This window comes from Bifidobacterium psychraerophilum (assembly GCF_000741705.1).
In the GTDB taxonomy this organism is placed as follows: Bacteria; Actinomycetota; Actinomycetes; order Actinomycetales; family Bifidobacteriaceae; genus Bombiscardovia; species Bombiscardovia psychraerophila.
Genome location: NZ_JGZI01000010.1, coordinates 268,210 through 284,272 on the forward strand (window position 1 = coordinate 268,210; position 16,063 = coordinate 284,272).

The following is a 16,063-nucleotide window of genomic DNA, read 5'->3' on the forward strand; positions in this document are numbered from 1 at the left end:
TATACGTATCGACTGATGTAAGGATACGGGCCTGCGGCATGCGCGGCTTCGGAGTGGATCGAGCGCGGCGCGATGCATGCCCGCCGGCATCACGTCCGGACACCATCGTCGGTATTTGTGATAATGGTTATCGTTAGTTACAATCTGATGCATGTTCCCATCCATTCGGATTCGGGGACATCACCACAGTCGCCCGGTGGTCCGGCTTCGATTTTGCACCACCACAACCTGGAAATTAGGTAACTCAGACCATGACCGACCCGAACACCACCCCCAAGGCGATGTCCAGAGCCAGAGCCACGATCATCACCGTTACAGCAGCCGCAATCGCCATCGCGTTGATTGTCGGAAGCGTCATATTCTGGCGCAGCAAGGAATCATCGGCCCCGGAGGGCAATACAACGGCCGCGAACGCCGTCAACGGCATCAAGGACAGTTGCGAAGACGTCATAACGGTAACCGCATCAGTCAATCAGTGGGGCTCCCTTGCCAAGGAGCTCGGAGGCGATTGCGTAGCGGTCACCTCGATCATCAACTCGACCTCGGCGGACCCGCACGGCTATGAAGCCAGTCCTTCGGATCTCTCCACAATCGCGCAGGCGGACATCGTTCTGATCAACGGAGCAGGATATGACGGATGGGCCGACACCACGCACGCCACGTCAGCAACACAGACCGTCATCGATGTGGGGACGCTGATGGGCATAACCGCCACCGAGGAGGAACATGACCATGAGGAGTCAGAAGGGCATCACCACCACGGTGACGTGAATCCGCATCTGTGGTTCAGCCCAGACGCGGTGCTGAAAACAGCCTCCGCTCTCACCGCGGCCTACACCACACATGCCGACGGCAATCCGAATGCCCAGGCGACGGTCCAGCGGCACTCAAACGCCTGGAACAGCGATTATGCCGACTTCGTGGCGATGGTCAACACGGCACGCAAGGAGCAGGGCGCACGAAACTACGCAGCCACGGAATCCATAGCCGACTTGCTGATGACCTATATCGGCGCGGTGAACAATACGCCGGAGACCTATACCAGTGCGGCCGCGAATGACGCGGAGCCCTCAGCCTCCGATCTGAAGAGCGCCATAGACATCGTTGCGGGACCGACGGTGGATGTGCTGATCGTCAACCCACAGGAGCTTGACGGCTTTGCCGAGCAATTGCAGGCCTCCGCCAAGAAGAGCAGCAAAACCATAGTCTCGGTCAGCGAGCAGCTTCCGGAACAGACACCGACCCTGCTGGGATGGCTCAGCCTGATCGCCAAACAGACCCTTGCGAATGACACCTACAACGGATTCTTCCTCACCCAGGACGTCAAGGACCGCAGCCTGCAAGATTACGCCGGTGAATGGCAATCGGTGTACCCACTGCTCCAGGATGGCAGCCTGAAGGAGGTCATGGAAGCCAAGGCGGCGAGCGGGACGATGAGTGCTGAGGAATACACGCGCTACTACGACGTCGGATACAAAACCGATGTCTCCACGATCACCATCGGATCCGACACCATGTCCTTCTCGCGCGGTGACGATACGGTATCCGCGAAATATCGATATGACGGTTTCCACATCCTTGATTATGCCAAAGGCAACCGTGGTGTGCGGTACCTCTTCACCGCGGTCGGCGAGGTCCCAGACGGTGCCCCGCAGGTCGTGCAGTTCTCCGACCACGGCATAGCATCCGAGAAGTCGGCGCACTTCCATATCTTCATGGGAGAGAACAGCCATACGCAGACGCTCAAGGAAATGGACAACTGGCCGACCTACTACCCCTCATCCCTCAGCAAGGAGGCGGTGGCCAAGGAGATGCTGGCCCATGGATAGTCCCCATCGCCCCGTCTTCTGGACGTAAAGCCACGGTCGGGCGGTTGATTACCGCACATTGTTCGGCAATCATGCTAAACTGTGGGTTTGTCTGTCAGGAATAAAGCACACACGTCGTTTGGAGTAATAGTGGCAAACATCAAGTCGCAGAAGAAGCGCGTCATCACCAATGACAAGGCGCACGAGCGCAACATCGCGGTCAAGAGCTCAATCAAGACCGCCGTTCGTTCCGTACAGAAGGCCGTGGAAAGCGGCGACAAGGCTGCTGCACAGTCCGCATACCAGCTTGCCGCCCAGCGCCTCGACAAGGCCGCGGGCAAGGGTGTGATTCACAAGAATCAGGCCGCCAACCGCAAGTCAGGTCTGGCTTCAGCAGTGAACGCCATCTGATTGCACACCTTACGGTACGCTTCGACCCCGCATGGCAACATGCGGGGTCGTTTTGTATGTGCACCAGGCATCCCGCTCAATGAGCGGATCGGCACCGCTCGGGAGGGATATCCTCAGCCTTCGTGATGCTTGCCGGCTGCTTCCGGTGGTATGTTCACAGCCGCATCCTGAGGCTCGTGCACCTGCGGATGCACGACAGGGCGGCGCAGATAGCGCGACCTCATACGAAGATGGGCGCGTTCACGCTCCAGGGCGCCGGGAAGCATGATGTTGAACTTCACGGACAGCAGGCGCATGGCGACCACCAGGGCGACGATGCCCAGGTCGAGTGCCATCTCGCCATGCAGATCGATGATGCCGGCCCGGACGCATTTGCTGACGATGACCGTCAGGATGCAGCCGACGAAGGAAGGCACCGCATACCAGTGTTTATCCCTGATGATCGAGGGCACCTCATTGAGCAGGGTGTCCCGGATCAGCCCCCCTGCCAAGGCGGTAAACATCCCCAGGAACACCGCAGTCATCCCGGATGTATGGAAGGCCATGGCCTTAGCGGTGCCATTGACCGCGAACAATCCGAGAGCCATGGCATCGACGACGATCATCGATCTGGTGAGGTTCCCGATTTCCGGATGCGCGATCGCGACCACGACCCCAGAAAGCAAGGCGGACAGCACATAGCCCTTGTTGGTGATGCCGGTCGGGGGAAGACTGCCCAGCAGCACATCGCGGACGATGCCTCCCCCCAAAGCCGTGACCCACGAAATCATCAGAATCGAGAAGATATCGTAATGCTTGCGGGTCGCGGCCAGACCACCGGAAAGACCCGAACAGAAAATAGCCAGATACTCTATGCCGATGAAGACGGCATTGCTTTCTAACGCAACCGACATAGTTCTCTCCCCAACAAGCACCGGCAATATACGCGCTGCCAAGACTACCCGAAATCAACGGCGACTCGCTGTGTCCGGAGAGGTATTTCCGTACGCTAGCCGATGACGACAACAGGTTTGATCAGATCGCGGGGCTTCTCCTTCATCAAAGCAACCGCATCCGCGATATGCTCGAATCCTTCGAAACGGTGCGTGATCATCAGTGATGGGTCAACCCGTCCATGAACCACCATGCTCGCCAGGCGTTCCATACGCAGCCGGCCACCGGGCATCAGCCCTCCGTGGATGGTTTTGTGCCCCATTCCCACACCCCAATCGAGTCTGGGAATCCTGACATGGTCCCCATTGCCAAGATAATTCACGTTACCGATGGCGCCACCCGGCTTGAGCATGCGTATCGCCGGCTCGAATGTATCGACATCACCGCCGGCGATGAGTACCCTATCGACACCTTCGCCATCGGTCATCTCCAGAATCTGGTCATCGATCGGGCCATCCTTGTAACTGATGGTGTCCGTCGCGCCATATTTCCGGGCAACCTCAACGCATATGGGTCTGGACCCAACGCCTATGACCCTCGATGCACCCCGAAGAACGGCACCACGCACACACATCAGACCTACCGGACCGATGCCGATCACGCATACCGACTCACCGTACGTGACCTTCGCCATCTCGGAGGCATGGAAGCCCGTCGGCATCATATCCGAAAGCATGCAAGCGGTTTCGAAACCTATTCCACTGGGAAGCAGAGCCAGATTGGCGTCGGCCTCGTTGATGTGGATCTTTTCCGCGAACACGCCATCCTTGCCATTGGAGAACTTCCATCCTCCCAGCATTCCACCGGAATGCACCGAGTACCCACGCTGAGCCTCGCGTGAACCCCAATCCGGTGTTATCGCAGGCATAATGACGATATCCCCAGGTGAGAAATCCTTCACTAAAGCGCCGACTTCGATGATCTCCCCCACACCTTCATGCCCTAAAACAAGATTGTGCCGGTCGCCTATCGCACCCTCCCACACCGTATGAATATCCGAGGTGCAGGGAGCCAGGGCCACCGGACGACAGATCGCATCAAGTGGTCCGCAGGCGGGATCCTCCTTCTCAATCCAACCGGCTTTGTTCAATTCAAGCATCGCATACGCTTTCATGGCATTGTCCTTTCGCACGAGGTCGTCGTTGACCGGATGCCTGCAGGTCTGATGTCACGATACGGCATCCACATCACATAGTAACAAATTAAACACTATGTACGGCATATGTGACGGGACATGCATGCATAACAAAGAGGTGGTCGTCGTCCACCGGGACGACGACCACCATGTTATGACGTGCGGCTGGGTGTCAGCACACCTTCCACATCCAGTTGTGCGGATCCTCGCGTTCACCGAGCTGGATGCCCAGCAGCTCCTCACGCAACTTCACCGTGAGCTCTCCTGAGCCTCCATCCGCAACCGTCACATCGAAGCTATCGGACTTGAAACGTCCGATCGGCGTGATGATCGCGGCTGTTCCGCATGCAAAGACCTCGGTGACCTCGCCCGATTTGATGTCCTCAAGCAGATCATCGAGCTTGATCATCGTTTCCACGACGTCGCGATTCTGGTCCTTGAGCAGCTGGATCAGTGAATCCCTCGTGATGCCGGGCAGTATGCTGCCGGTCAGGCTCGGGGTCTCCAGATGCCCATCCTTGTGCACGGCGAACATATTCATGCCACCGAGTTCCTCAAGATAGGTCTTCGTCGCGGCATCGACGAAGCAGACCTGTTCGCAGCCATGCTCCAGACCGCGGTATTCACCGAGCAGCGAGGCCGCATAGTTGCCGCCGCACTTGGCGAAGCCCGTGCCTCCGGGACCGGTACGGAACCATTTGTCCTCGACCCAGATGCTTACCGGCTTCACACCGCCTGGGAAGTATGGCCCGGATGGTGAGGCGATCACGCAATAATCCACTTCCTCAGGTGCACGCACACCGAGGAAAGGCTCCGAGGCGAACATGAAGGGACGCATGTACAGGGTGTACTCGCGACGGGTGGGAACCCAATCGACATCCTGCTTGACGAGGGCGGCGACCGAAGCGAGGAAGTCATCGATGCCGAGTTCCGGAAGGTACAGACGCTTGGCCGAATTCTGGAAACGCCGCGCATTGGCATCCGGCCTGAAGAGCCAGGTCGAACCATCGCTGTGACGGTATGCCTTGAGACCTTCGAAGACCTCCTGCGCATAGTGCAGCACCGATGCGCCCGGATCAAGCCTCAAGGGGGCATAGGGCTCCACGCGGCGATCCGACCAACCCTCGCCCTTGGTCCAGCTGATATGGCTCATATGATCCGAAAAGACCTGTCCGAAGGCCGGCTTGTCGATGAGTTCCTTGCGCTTCGATTCGGAAGCGGGCTCCGTGTTGGCCAGAATGGTGAATGCTTCGGCCTGTGCATCCAAAGCGGCCGGATCGTGATGTGATTGCTCTGTCATACTATCGTGCTTCTTCTTGCTGTTGCCGCATACGCGGCTGTGATCATAAAGGGCCTCAGGGCTTCTGGCTCAGCACCCACACCTGCACTATCGCACAGGTGCGCCGTCTTCGCGTGAGGCGGCTCACATTATGAAAACGCACGGCCGACCCAGAAGCCGACCGTGCGCTCTGCGTGAATCAGAACTACTCGGCGTCCGCGTCGGCGGCATCGGCAGTGGCGTCCGCATCCTCGGCAGGTGCCTCTGTGGTGGTCTCCGGCTCAAGGGACTCTTCCTTCGGCACCTCGACGGTCACGACGGAATCTTCAGGATCGTCGATGATCAGCTCGGCGCCCTCAGGCAGCTTCACATCCTTGGCGAGAACCTTCTCGCCGTCGCCAAGACCTTCGACGTTGACCACAATGCGCTCGGGCAGGTTGGTGACATCGGCACGGACCTCAAGGTTCTGCATATCGACGAATGCCACGGCCGCACCGGTGGTCTCACCTTCGACGAAGACAGGAACCTCGACGACGACCTTCTCCCCTGCACGGACCTCAAGGAAGTCGATGTGCTCGACCTGACGCTTCACAGGATTGCGCTGCACATCCTTGACCACGGCCATCTTGCTGCCGTCGTCATACTTCAGCTCGAACAGTGCGTTGGTGTGGCGCAGCGCGTTGGTGGTTTCCTTCATCGGCAGCTTGATGAAGGTCGGCTCGTTGCCGCCCGCATAGATCGTCGCAGGGATCTGGAATGCGACGCGCATACGACGTGCTGCGCCCTTGCCGAACTCACTGCGTGTTTCACCCTGAATGGTAATGGTGTTTGCCATGATGCTCTCCTCGTTACATACACAGCGTGCCGCATGCACACTATGTCGTATCAGTGTCTTGTACCGATCCTCCGGCGCATCGACGCGTCGAAAGATCTCCATGAGGAGCAGACCAATCAGCCGAGTCGATTACGGGAACGAATCATCGATTCCCCTCGCCAAAGCAATGAAGCATACGATAGCACATGCCAAGGGACAACTGAGCCGATGCGCAGGAGCCGTGGAAGCATGCGTACCCGGTCATATGACCAGGCCCTCTCAGACCTGGCACGACAGACCTGACATGACGGGTACGCACAAGCTCACCCCGTGATCGAGACGCGGCGGATCAGGAGGACAGTTCCTTCACGGCGGCGATGATAGCCTGCAGCTCTGCCTTGGCGTCTCCGAAGAGCATCTGCGTGTTGTCGTTGAAATACAACTCGTTCTCGATGCCCGCATATCCTTTGCCGCGCCCGCGCTTGATCACCACGACGTTCTGCGCCTTGTCGACATCGAGTATCGGCATGCCGGAGACGGCCGTCCCCGCTTTGCGAGCCGCAGGGTTGGTGACGTCATTCGCACCGACCACCAGGGAGATCGAAGCCGTGGGGAACTGTGGGTTGATCTCATCGAGGTCAACCAGCTCCTCGTACGGAACGTTCGCTTCCGCAAGCAGCACGTTCATATGACCTGGCATACGTCCGGCAACGGGATGAATGGCATAGAGCACTTCGATGCCTTTGGCCTTGAGCAGTTCGCCCAGATCCGCAAGCTCACGTTGGGCCTGCGCCTGCGCCAGACCGAAACCAGGTGTGAAGATGACCTTCTCCGCATACGCCAGTTGCACGGCCACATCATCGGCTGTGGTTTCCTTCATCGTCCCTTCGGGACCCTCGGCATCCCCCGCCGTTCCGGTATCACCGAAGCCACCGAGCAGGACGCTGGAAAGCGGACGGTTCATCGCCTTGGCCATCAGGACCGAAAGCGTGACACCCGCCGCGCCGACGAGAGCACCCGCGATGATCAGCGCGACATTGTCTATGGCAAGACCGCTCATCGCGACCGCCGTACCCGTGCACGCGTTGAGAACGGAGATCACCACCGGCATATCGGCCCCACCGATGGGGAAGACGAACAGCAGTCCATAGATCAACGCCAGCAATGCGGTGAGCAAGGACCACAGCAGGCGTCGTTCAGGCTGGATGATCAGCATGACGAAGCTTGCGACAGCCAGCAGCACGCAGAGCAGACTCCATAGGTTCTTCAGCGGCAGTGAAATCGGCTTGCCGGGAATCACACCCTGCAGTTTGCCAGCGGCCACCAGCGATCCGGTGAAGGTCACCGAACCGATCAGCACACCCAGACCGGCGGTGACCAGCACCACGCTTCCCGGGGTCGATGACGATGCGAGAATATCGTTCAGTGCCACCAACGCAGCGGCGCCACCACCCACGGTGTTGAACACCGAGACCAGCTGCGGCATATCGGTCATTTTGACCTTCTTGGCCGAATACACTCCGGCGAATCCTCCGACGAGGATCCCGGCTACGAGCACGATGACGGCGGTCGAGGAGATGAAGCCCACCACGAAGAGGTGCACGAAAGCCATCACCACGGCGAGCACCATGCCCTCAGCGGAGATGCGATTGCCTTTTCGCGCCGTCTTCGGCGAGTTCATGAAGTGCAGACCGATCACGAACATGACGGAAGCCAGCAGATATACGAACCACGCGACTATATCGATGTTGCTCATGATTGATTGGCTTTCTGAGCGGACTGACGCTCATCGGATTTCCCGTCATCGGATTGCTTCCCCTTGGAGCGGGTTGGCTTCGATGATTTGAACATCTCCAACATGCGATCGGTCACCACATAGCCTCCGATGACGTTCATCGTGCCCAGCACCGCGGCCAGGAAGATGAAGACGTAGGACAACGGCGAATCAGCATGTGCCGCGACGATCACCACACCCACGATCACGATGCCGTGTATCGAATTGGCCCCGCTCATCAGGGGCGTATGCAGGGTCGCTGGAACCTTGCCGATCACTTCGACGCCTAGCAATAATGCCAATATGAACAAAGTGATAGGAACCACGAGGTTTTCCATATCAGTCTCTTCCTTCCTTACGACCTGAGATGACCAGTGCGTCATCGAGTTCCCGGCTCAGATCCATCTGCAGAGCCCCACCCTCGCTGACGAAGTGCGCGAGAGTATCGGCAAGGTTCCTGGACAGCAGCATGGATGCCGTCGTGGCCACCCCGCTCGCCAGATCCGCGTTGCCGATGACTTTGACCCCGCCGGCGGTGACGGTCATACCCGGGGCGGAGCCCTCCACATTGCCGCCAAGATCACTTGCCGCGCAGTCAACGATGACGGCTCCGCGGTGCAATCCCTCCACACCTGCTTTGCTCAGCAGCACCGGTGGTTTCCGTCCCGGAACCTTCGCGGTGGTGATGACGATATCGAACTGGGCCGCCTTCTCATCGACGGCACGTTGCTGGGCCTGCTGTTCCTCCTCCGTCAGCTGACGCGCATATCCACCCTGACCCTGACCAGCGGAGAAATCGACATCCAGATCGAGGAACTTGGCCCCGAGGGACTCGACCTCCTCACGGGATGCGGGACGCACATCGTAGGCCGTGACCACGGCCCCAAGACGCTTCGCTGTCCCGATCGCCTGCAGACCCGCGATGCCCGCACCGAGTACCAGCACCTTTGCCGGGCGTATGGTGCCTGCCGCGGTTGTCATCATCGGCAGGAAGGAGCCGTATTCCTGCGCTGCGACCAGGACGGACTTGTATCCCATCACGGAGTTCTGCGAGGTCATCTCATCCATCGATTGGGCGGCGCTGAGCTGCCTGGGCAGACGCTCCATGGCGATGCCCACGAGTCCGGCATCCTGCAGGGCAGCCGTGTATCCCTCATCGGTGAAGGAGCCGAGCATGCCCAGAACCCATGATCCCGCCGGCAGCATGGCGATCAGATCCGCGGAGGGACGTTCGACGAAGCCGAAGGCCTGCGCTGTCGCTATGATCTCCTCTTTGCTCACCACCTGCACGCCCGCCTGACGAAAATCATCATCGCTGAAGCCGGCGCTGATGCCGGCATCGCTTTCGATCAGACAGGACACATGCGAACGCTTCAGCCGGACTGCGATATCCGGTGTAAGCGCGACGCGGGACTCCTGTTGCGTTGATTCCTTGAAAACTCCATATGTCACGCTGGACCGGTCTTCCTGACCCATAGACATCCCTTCTCGCTAGATGTGCGGGGACACTCGACAAACGTCGATAGACACAGTGTATAAGACATTCACGATTCCTACGCAGGTGTGTCCGCTTCATTATCTCCATTGCACAGGATACTGTTGTTAGGTCGTATAGATGGAGGAGAGAGCGTGACTTTGATCAAATCTGCGAAGTCCTACCTTGTTGCGATGGCGCAGCGCGCAGCAACCCTGGGTGGATATCATGACCACGAAGGAAATGCCGGCGATGATGCTTCCGGAATGCAGCACGAGCATGAGGCAAGCACGGAACCCGTCGTCCGTGAATGGTCCGTCGGCTATCCAACAGTGACCGCCATCGATGAGCAGTCGGGTCTGCTGACCACGTCGACGTCGGGCGCGGGCAAAATCCCCGATGACATGACCGTCTATGACCTCTATGCATCCCGCGCCCGGGAGATGCCCGATGAGGATATGTACCACTTCCAGCGCAATGGGAAATGGATCAGCCGTACGGCTGCGGAAACCTTGGAGGACATACGCTCCACCGCGAAGGGCCTGCTGCATGCCGGTCTGAACAAAGGCGATGCCGTGGCATTCATGTGCCACACCAGTTATGAGTGGAACATCGTCGATGCCGCGGTGCTCGCCGTGGGGGGCATCATCGCGACGGTGTACGACACCGATTCGGCCGAACAGATCCGTTACATCGTCAATAACTCGGACGCAAGCCTGCTGATCGTCGAGACCCGCGACATGCGCGAGAAGGCCGATGGCGCCATCGACGAGTGCGAAAGCCTCAAGCGTATCGCCTGTCTGGAGAACGGGGCACTCGAGGAGCTTCAGGCCTATGGCACCACGGTCAGCGATGAGGAGCTCGATAAGCGCATCGCCTCGATCAAAGCCGACGATCTCTGCTCGGTCGTCTACACCTCCGGTTCGACCGCGGCACCCAAGGGCGTCGAGATGACGCACTCGCACTACTGCACGCTGGCGCACAACCTGTGTGCCTACATCCCCGATCTCCTAGGTGACAAGGACGGTTCGGTACTGCTCTTCCTGCCGCAGGCCCACTCATTCGCGCGCGCCATCAACTATGCCTGCGCTTACAGCTCCATCCAGATCTACATAGCACAGGGCATCAAGACGCTGATCTCTGATCTCCAGGTCGCCAGGCCGACCGTGATGATCGGTGTGCCGCGTGTTTTCGAGAAGGTGTACAACGCGGCTTCACAGAAGGCCGGTCATGGCGCGAAGGGAATGACATTCGCGGCGGCCGTGGTCGCGGCCCAGGATTACATGTCCCAGGTTTCAAGCCAGGGAAAGGCGAACAGGCGAACCACGCTGCGGCGTGCGCTCTTTGACCCCATCGTCTACAGTTCGCTCAGGCAGGCCCTCGGTGGCCGCGCCAAGTGGATCGTATCCGGCGGCGCTCCCCTGGATCCTGCGCTGCTCAGCTTCTTCCGTGGTGCTGACGTCCCCGTGTACGAAGGCTATGGTCTGACCGAGACCACGGCTCCCTGCGCCTTCAGCCCATTGGGATCGCCCTTCCATGACGGTTCGGTGGGCATCGCATTCCCCGGTTTCGCGATCCGCGTCGCTGCGGACGGCGAGATCCAAGTCTCCGGAACCAGTGTCTTCAATCGCTATCACAAGAACGACGAGGCCACGGCCTCCTCCTTCACCAAGGATGGCTGGTATGCGACGGGCGATCTCGGACGTCTCGACCATGATGGCTTCCTGTACATCACCGGACGCAAGAAGGATCTGATCATCACGGCAGGCGGCAAGAACGTCTCCCCCGGACCGATCGAAGAGATGATCCAGCGCTCCTCGATCGTTTCGAGAGCAGTGGTGCTGGGCGATAAGCGCCCCTTCATCTCGGCCCTGGTCACCCTCGACGAGGAGACCCTGCGTCCTTGGCTCGCATCCAAGGGTTTGGACAAGAATATGTCGATCGCGGACGCGGCGAATAACGCCGCCGTGCGCGCCGAGGTCCAGCAATTCGTCGATGAGGCGAATGATGGTGTGTCGCGTGCCGAGTCCGTGCGCAAATTCATCATCCTTCCCGAGGATTTCTCCCAGGAGAACGGACTGCTCACCGCATCCATGAAGGTGATCCGTCCCAAGGTCATCTCCAGCAACGCGGAACTGCTGAACACCAAAATGTATACGCCGCGCAAGTAGCGCATCCGCCATCGCTGTTCCCGCTGTGCCCCGGCCGTGAAACGGTCGGGGCACAGTTGTAATCACACACAGTTGTAATCACACACAGCTGTCATCGCATGCAAAGATCATCAGACATTGCGGTGCCGGGACGTCATCACCGCCGGCCCGGTGTCAGAATGATCAGAAACCCAGTTTGGCGAGTTTCTTGGGATCGGACTGCCATCCTTTGGACACCTTGACATGAAGCTCGAGTTTCGCCTTGCTGCCGATGATGCGGTTCACGGGCGTCCGGAGCCTCTTTTTCACCTGAACCAGATGCTGCGCACCCTTGCCGATGATGATGGGCTTCTGCGAATCGCGTTCGACATAGATGGATACCAGAACACGGACCTTATCCGTGGCATTGTAGGCTTCGGCATCCTCATCCGGGTAGATGACGGAATCGACGACAACCGCCAGCGAATGCGGCAGTTCATCATCCAATTCCTCAAGGAACGCCCCACGAACCAGTTCGGCGATGGTGTCCTCCGGGCGTTCCTCGCTGAGCTGCTCGTCGGGATACATTTTCGGGCCTTCAGGCATGGCATCGACCAACAGGGAACGTACCTCATCGAGATTGTCATGTTTCAGGGCGCTCACCGGAACGATATCCGTGAATGCGCCGAACTGTTCGACCTCGATGAGCTTGCTGATCAAAGCCTCACGATCAAGGGTGTCGATTTTGGTAACCACGGCGATTACCGGAACCTTCCAGACATCCTTTGCGTCTTGCCCATCCGATGAGGGCCGTTCCCCGGTACCCGCAGCACCGGCATGCGCGCCGGCCTGCCCCTTGCCGTACTGCGAACGCAGACGCGACAAGATCATCGTGTCTCCGGGGCCTATCTCCTGATCCGCGGGCAGGAGGAAGGCTATGGCATCCACATCGCTCAGGGACTCGTCGACCATGTCGTTCAGACGTTGGCCGAGCAGCGTGCGTGGGCGGTGGATGCCGGGCGTATCGACAAGCACCAGCTGGGCGTGCTCAAGTGTGAGGATGCCACGTATCGCTTTGCGCGTGGTCTCCGGACGTGAGGATGCGATCGCGATCTGCGTGCCGATCAGGGCATTGGTCAAGGTGGATTTCCCTACATTGGGCCTACCCACCACGGCCACGAAACCTGATCGATAAGGCGTCTGCGCGCCTGTGGTCTCAGCTTCCGCACTCCGATCGCTTTCACCCTGTGTCATTGATTCAGTCCTTCTCATCCGGTAGCTTGTCCGCTTGCTGCGCCGTCTCTTCGTCATTGCCGTCTTCAGATGCAGTGCCTGCAGGTTCCACCAATATGGTGGAGACCTTCTTGCGCCTGCCTGCCGAGTCTACCGCTGTGAGACGCAAACCCCTGACCACGGCCGACGATCCCACGATCGGCACCCTGCCGAGCATCTTGGTCAGCAGGCCGAATACCGTGTCGACATCATCCTCATCGATGTCGATTTCGAACAGTTCCTCAAGATCCGCTATGGATGTGCGGGCGGGCAGTTTCCATGTGGAGGGACCGACCTGTTCCGGCTCCTGGTGCTGCGTGCGATCGTGCTCGTCTTCCAGCTCTCCGACGATCTGCTCTATGGCGTCCTCTATGGTGACCAGACCCGCGATACCGCCGTATTCATCGACGACGACGGCCACATGCTGCCTGGTCTGCTGCATATGGTGGAAGAGATCGTCCACGGGCTTCGATTCCGGAACCAGCATCGGATCGCGGCATACCGAGGAAATGACCCTGCTTGATGCGGCGGGGTTGAACGCAATCGTCCGCACCGCGTCCTTGAGGTAGGCGATGCCGACCAAGTCATCGACGTCCTCACCGATGACCGGGATACGGGAAAAGCCTGAACGTGAGAAGAGTTTCAAGGCCGAACTCAGACTGACATCCCTGTCGACGCAGATCATATCCGTTCGCGGGACCATGATCTCCCTGGTGAGCGTATCCGAAAGGGTCAGCACATTGCGCAGCATCTCGGAGACCTCGGGATCGAAACCGTTGCTTTCCACAAGCCGATCGACCATCGCGCGACCCTGTTCGAGCTGGATCTTGTCGAGTTCCTCATCGTCGGAGAGACTGAGGTCTTTGCCGTGCTTCCTGCCTTTATTCGGGTTGCGCGCCTTCGCGAAGGGTGTCAGGGCCACCGCCACAGTGGTGATCTGGGCGTACGCCAGCATGATATCCAGCGGTTTCGAAGCGCCTGCGACCCGCGGCCGAACCAGAATGGAGACGAAGGCCACCAGCAGGGCGAAGACCAGACCGCAGATCAGACCGATCCACAATTCCGCACCGAACAATGATGCGATGCCCGCGACCAATGCGCCATCCATCACATTGCACACGATGCGGAAAAAGGCACATGAGCCCGCCGTGGCATAGCGATCAGCGATCAGACGCTGCACCTTGTGGATTTTCTCGATCCTCTTCATCCGCGAGAACTGACCCAAGTCAAGATCGGTCTGAACGGCCAGAATCAGATTGTTCAGGCTTGCCCTGGTGACCCGCGAAACCGCGCCTTCGGTCGCCGCCATCACCAGCGAGAGCCACACCAGGGCCGAAGCGACCACAACCATCAGCAGGACGAGAAGCAATAATTCACTCTGCATGTTCACGCCTCGGTGCCTTTCGTCGAATGGCCTTTGCGGAGCGCACGACGCGGATCGGCACCACCGATCGCACCTTCCGGAAGCCAGGCCTGCGCGGCTTCACCCTGCGCGGCACCGCCTTGCAATTGTGCGAGGAAGGTCAGCAGCAGTTGGCGTTGCAGCCCGAACATCTGCCGTTCCTGATCGGCCGTGGTGTGATCGTATCCCAACAGGTGCAGCATGCCGTGTATGGCGAGCAGCATCATTTCCTCCGTTGTGGAATGGCCTGCGGCAGCGGCCTGTTGCGCCGCGACCGATGGGCATATGACGATATCCCCCAGGATGCCCTCCACAATGCTTTTGCCATCTCCCGGACGCAGTTCGTCCATCGGGAAACTCATCACATCGGTCGGGCCTTTGAGATTCATCCACCGCTCGTGCAGTTCGGCTATCGCATCCGCCTCATAGAACAGCACGGTCAGATCGGACTGCGTACTCACACGCATCTGGTCCAGAACCCATATCCCCAAATCCGAGAACAGTTTGGGTTCGATGTCCCACTGCGTTTCGTTGGTGACCTCGATGCTCATCTTGTCCTGTTCCTTCTCGCCGCTTCGCGTTCCTCACGCGCCACGGCATCCCTTTGGGCCTTCTGGTCGTAAGCCTGTACGATTTTGCCGACGAGCTCATGCCTCACCACATCCGTGGCGTCGAGGTGCGCGAAGGCGATGTCGTCGATATCCTTGAGAATCGCCTCGATCGTCGAGAGCCCCGACTTCGGTACCGCGAGATCCACCTGGGTGATGTCCCCGGTGACGACCATGCGGGTGTTGAAGCCCAATCTGGTCAGGAACATCTTCATCTGCTGCTCGGTGGTGTTCTGGGCCTCATCCAGTATCACGAAGGCGTCGTTGAGGGTTCGTCCACGCATATAGGCGAGCGGGGCGACCTCGATGCTTCCGTCGTCCATGTAGCGTCTCATCTGTTCGGCGCCGAACATATCCGACAAGGCGTCATACAGGGGACGAAGATAGGGATCGACCTTCTCATTGAGCGTTCCCGGAAGGAAGCCGAGGTTCTCCCCCGCCTCAACGGCCGGGCGGGTCAGGATGATTCTGCTGATGACCTTGTCCTGGAAGGCGCGAACGGCCTTGGCCACCGCCAGATAGGTCTTGCCCGTTCCGGCGGGCCCTATCGCGAAGGTGACGGTGTTGCGCCCGATTGCGTTGACGTAGGCTATCTGACCTGCGGTCTTGGGCCGTACGGGAATGCCCGAGGCATAGGTGATGACTCCCGGGACGTTCATGGATTTGCCCATACGCTGTTCTTTTCGCTTCGTCGGTGAGAGTTCCCTCCCGAGAATGTTGCGTTTATGGATCTGTGAGGATTCGATCATCCGTCTGACGGTTTCGGCATCCATCGGGGCGGAATACGCCGCATCGATGATGGTGCTCACCACATCCTGGGCCTTCGCCGCCTGCGCTTCGGTCTGGCGGTTGCGCGACATGATCACGACCCTGTTCCCTCTGACGATGATGGTCAGATCCGGGAACGCCCGTTCGACTTCTCTGATGACCTCATCGACCGGCCCCAGCACCGTCACTGGATCCAGTTCCGCCGGAATGGTGATTGTACGTGTAGTGGTGGCCACGGATGCCTTTCTGTTGTCCT

General features: G+C 59.0%; 14 protein-coding genes. 3 read left to right on the forward strand and 11 right to left on the reverse strand.

Translation table 11 applies throughout. From position 1 onward, the window contains the following. Positions 1 to 251 precede the first annotated feature (251 nt). Complete coding sequence (locus BPSY_RS08305; RefSeq protein ID WP_033496288.1) at positions 252 to 1,829, forward strand: metal ABC transporter substrate-binding protein; 1,578 nt, start codon at positions 252 to 254, stop codon at positions 1,827 to 1,829. A gap of 129 nt (positions 1,830 to 1,958) precedes the next feature. After that, complete coding sequence (rpsT, locus tag BPSY_RS08310; protein WP_033496286.1) at positions 1,959 to 2,219, forward strand: 30S ribosomal protein S20; 261 nt, start codon at positions 1,959 to 1,961, stop codon at positions 2,217 to 2,219. 113 nt (positions 2,220 to 2,332) lie between these two features. Here the strand turns inward: rpsT and BPSY_RS08315 are convergent, their stop codons facing one another. From BPSY_RS08315 to BPSY_RS08345, 7 genes are all read right to left on the reverse strand, one after another. After that, positions 2,333 to 3,112: a trimeric intracellular cation channel family protein gene (locus tag BPSY_RS08315; RefSeq protein ID WP_051921859.1), complete on the reverse strand. Its 780-nt coding sequence runs from the start codon at positions 3,110 to 3,112 to the stop codon at positions 2,333 to 2,335. A gap of 95 nt (positions 3,113 to 3,207) precedes the next feature. Beyond that, positions 3,208 to 4,266 (reverse strand): NAD(P)-dependent alcohol dehydrogenase, encoded by a 1,059-nt coding sequence (locus BPSY_RS08320; RefSeq protein ID WP_033496284.1) that lies wholly within the window; start codon positions 4,264 to 4,266, stop codon positions 3,208 to 3,210. Positions 4,267 to 4,459: 193 nt separating this feature from the next. Beyond that, positions 4,460 to 5,587 carry a branched-chain amino acid aminotransferase gene (locus BPSY_RS08325; protein WP_033496282.1) on the reverse strand — a complete coding sequence of 376 codons (1,128 nt, stop codon included), beginning with the start codon at positions 5,585 to 5,587 and terminating at the stop codon, positions 4,460 to 4,462. Between the two features lie 184 nt (positions 5,588 to 5,771). After that, positions 5,772 to 6,401, reverse strand: coding sequence for a 50S ribosomal protein L25/general stress protein Ctc (locus tag BPSY_RS08330; RefSeq protein ID WP_033496492.1), 630 nt, complete (start codon positions 6,399 to 6,401; stop codon positions 5,772 to 5,774). Between the two features lie 328 nt (positions 6,402 to 6,729). Next, the gene (locus BPSY_RS08335; protein ID WP_033496280.1) at positions 6,730 to 8,136 is read right to left on the reverse strand and encodes an NAD(P)(+) transhydrogenase (Re/Si-specific) subunit beta; all 1,407 of its coding nucleotides are present in this window, start codon (positions 8,134 to 8,136) and stop codon (positions 6,730 to 6,732) included. After that, positions 8,133 to 8,492, reverse strand: coding sequence for an NAD(P) transhydrogenase subunit alpha part 2 (locus BPSY_RS08340; RefSeq protein ID WP_033496277.1), 360 nt, complete (start codon positions 8,490 to 8,492; stop codon positions 8,133 to 8,135). Before BPSY_RS08340 ends, BPSY_RS08335 begins: the two co-directional genes overlap by 4 nt. Position 8,493: 1 nt before the next feature. Next, positions 8,494 to 9,630: an NAD(P) transhydrogenase subunit alpha gene (locus BPSY_RS08345; RefSeq protein WP_033496275.1), complete on the reverse strand. Its 1,137-nt coding sequence runs from the start codon at positions 9,628 to 9,630 to the stop codon at positions 8,494 to 8,496. A gap of 153 nt (positions 9,631 to 9,783) precedes the next feature. Between BPSY_RS08345 and BPSY_RS08350 the strand changes: the two genes are divergently transcribed. Further along, positions 9,784 to 11,799 (forward strand): AMP-dependent synthetase/ligase, encoded by a 2,016-nt coding sequence (locus tag BPSY_RS08350; RefSeq protein ID WP_238556834.1) that lies wholly within the window; start codon positions 9,784 to 9,786, stop codon positions 11,797 to 11,799. 162 nt (positions 11,800 to 11,961) lie between these two features. Here the strand turns inward: BPSY_RS08350 and era are convergent, their stop codons facing one another. Genes era through BPSY_RS08370 form a run of 4 tightly spaced genes read right to left on the reverse strand, consistent with a single transcriptional unit; the run spans position 11,962 to position 16,043 of the window. After that, positions 11,962 to 13,011: a GTPase Era gene (gene era / locus BPSY_RS08355; protein ID WP_033496273.1), complete on the reverse strand. Its 1,050-nt coding sequence runs from the start codon at positions 13,009 to 13,011 to the stop codon at positions 11,962 to 11,964. A gap of 4 nt (positions 13,012 to 13,015) precedes the next feature. Next, the gene (locus BPSY_RS08360; protein ID WP_033496271.1) at positions 13,016 to 14,413 is read right to left on the reverse strand and encodes a hemolysin family protein; all 1,398 of its coding nucleotides are present in this window, start codon (positions 14,411 to 14,413) and stop codon (positions 13,016 to 13,018) included. A 2-nt stretch (positions 14,414 to 14,415) separates the two neighbouring features. Continuing rightward, entirely contained in the window at positions 14,416 to 14,982 is a 567-nt protein-coding gene (gene ybeY / locus BPSY_RS08365) for an rRNA maturation RNase YbeY (protein WP_081884353.1), read from the reverse strand. Further along, positions 14,979 to 16,043, reverse strand: a complete 1,065-nt coding sequence (locus BPSY_RS08370) for a PhoH family protein (protein WP_033496269.1) — start codon at positions 16,041 to 16,043, stop codon at positions 14,979 to 14,981. The genes ybeY and BPSY_RS08370 overlap by 4 nt, the downstream gene beginning before the upstream one ends. Positions 16,044 to 16,063: the final 20 nt, after the last annotated feature.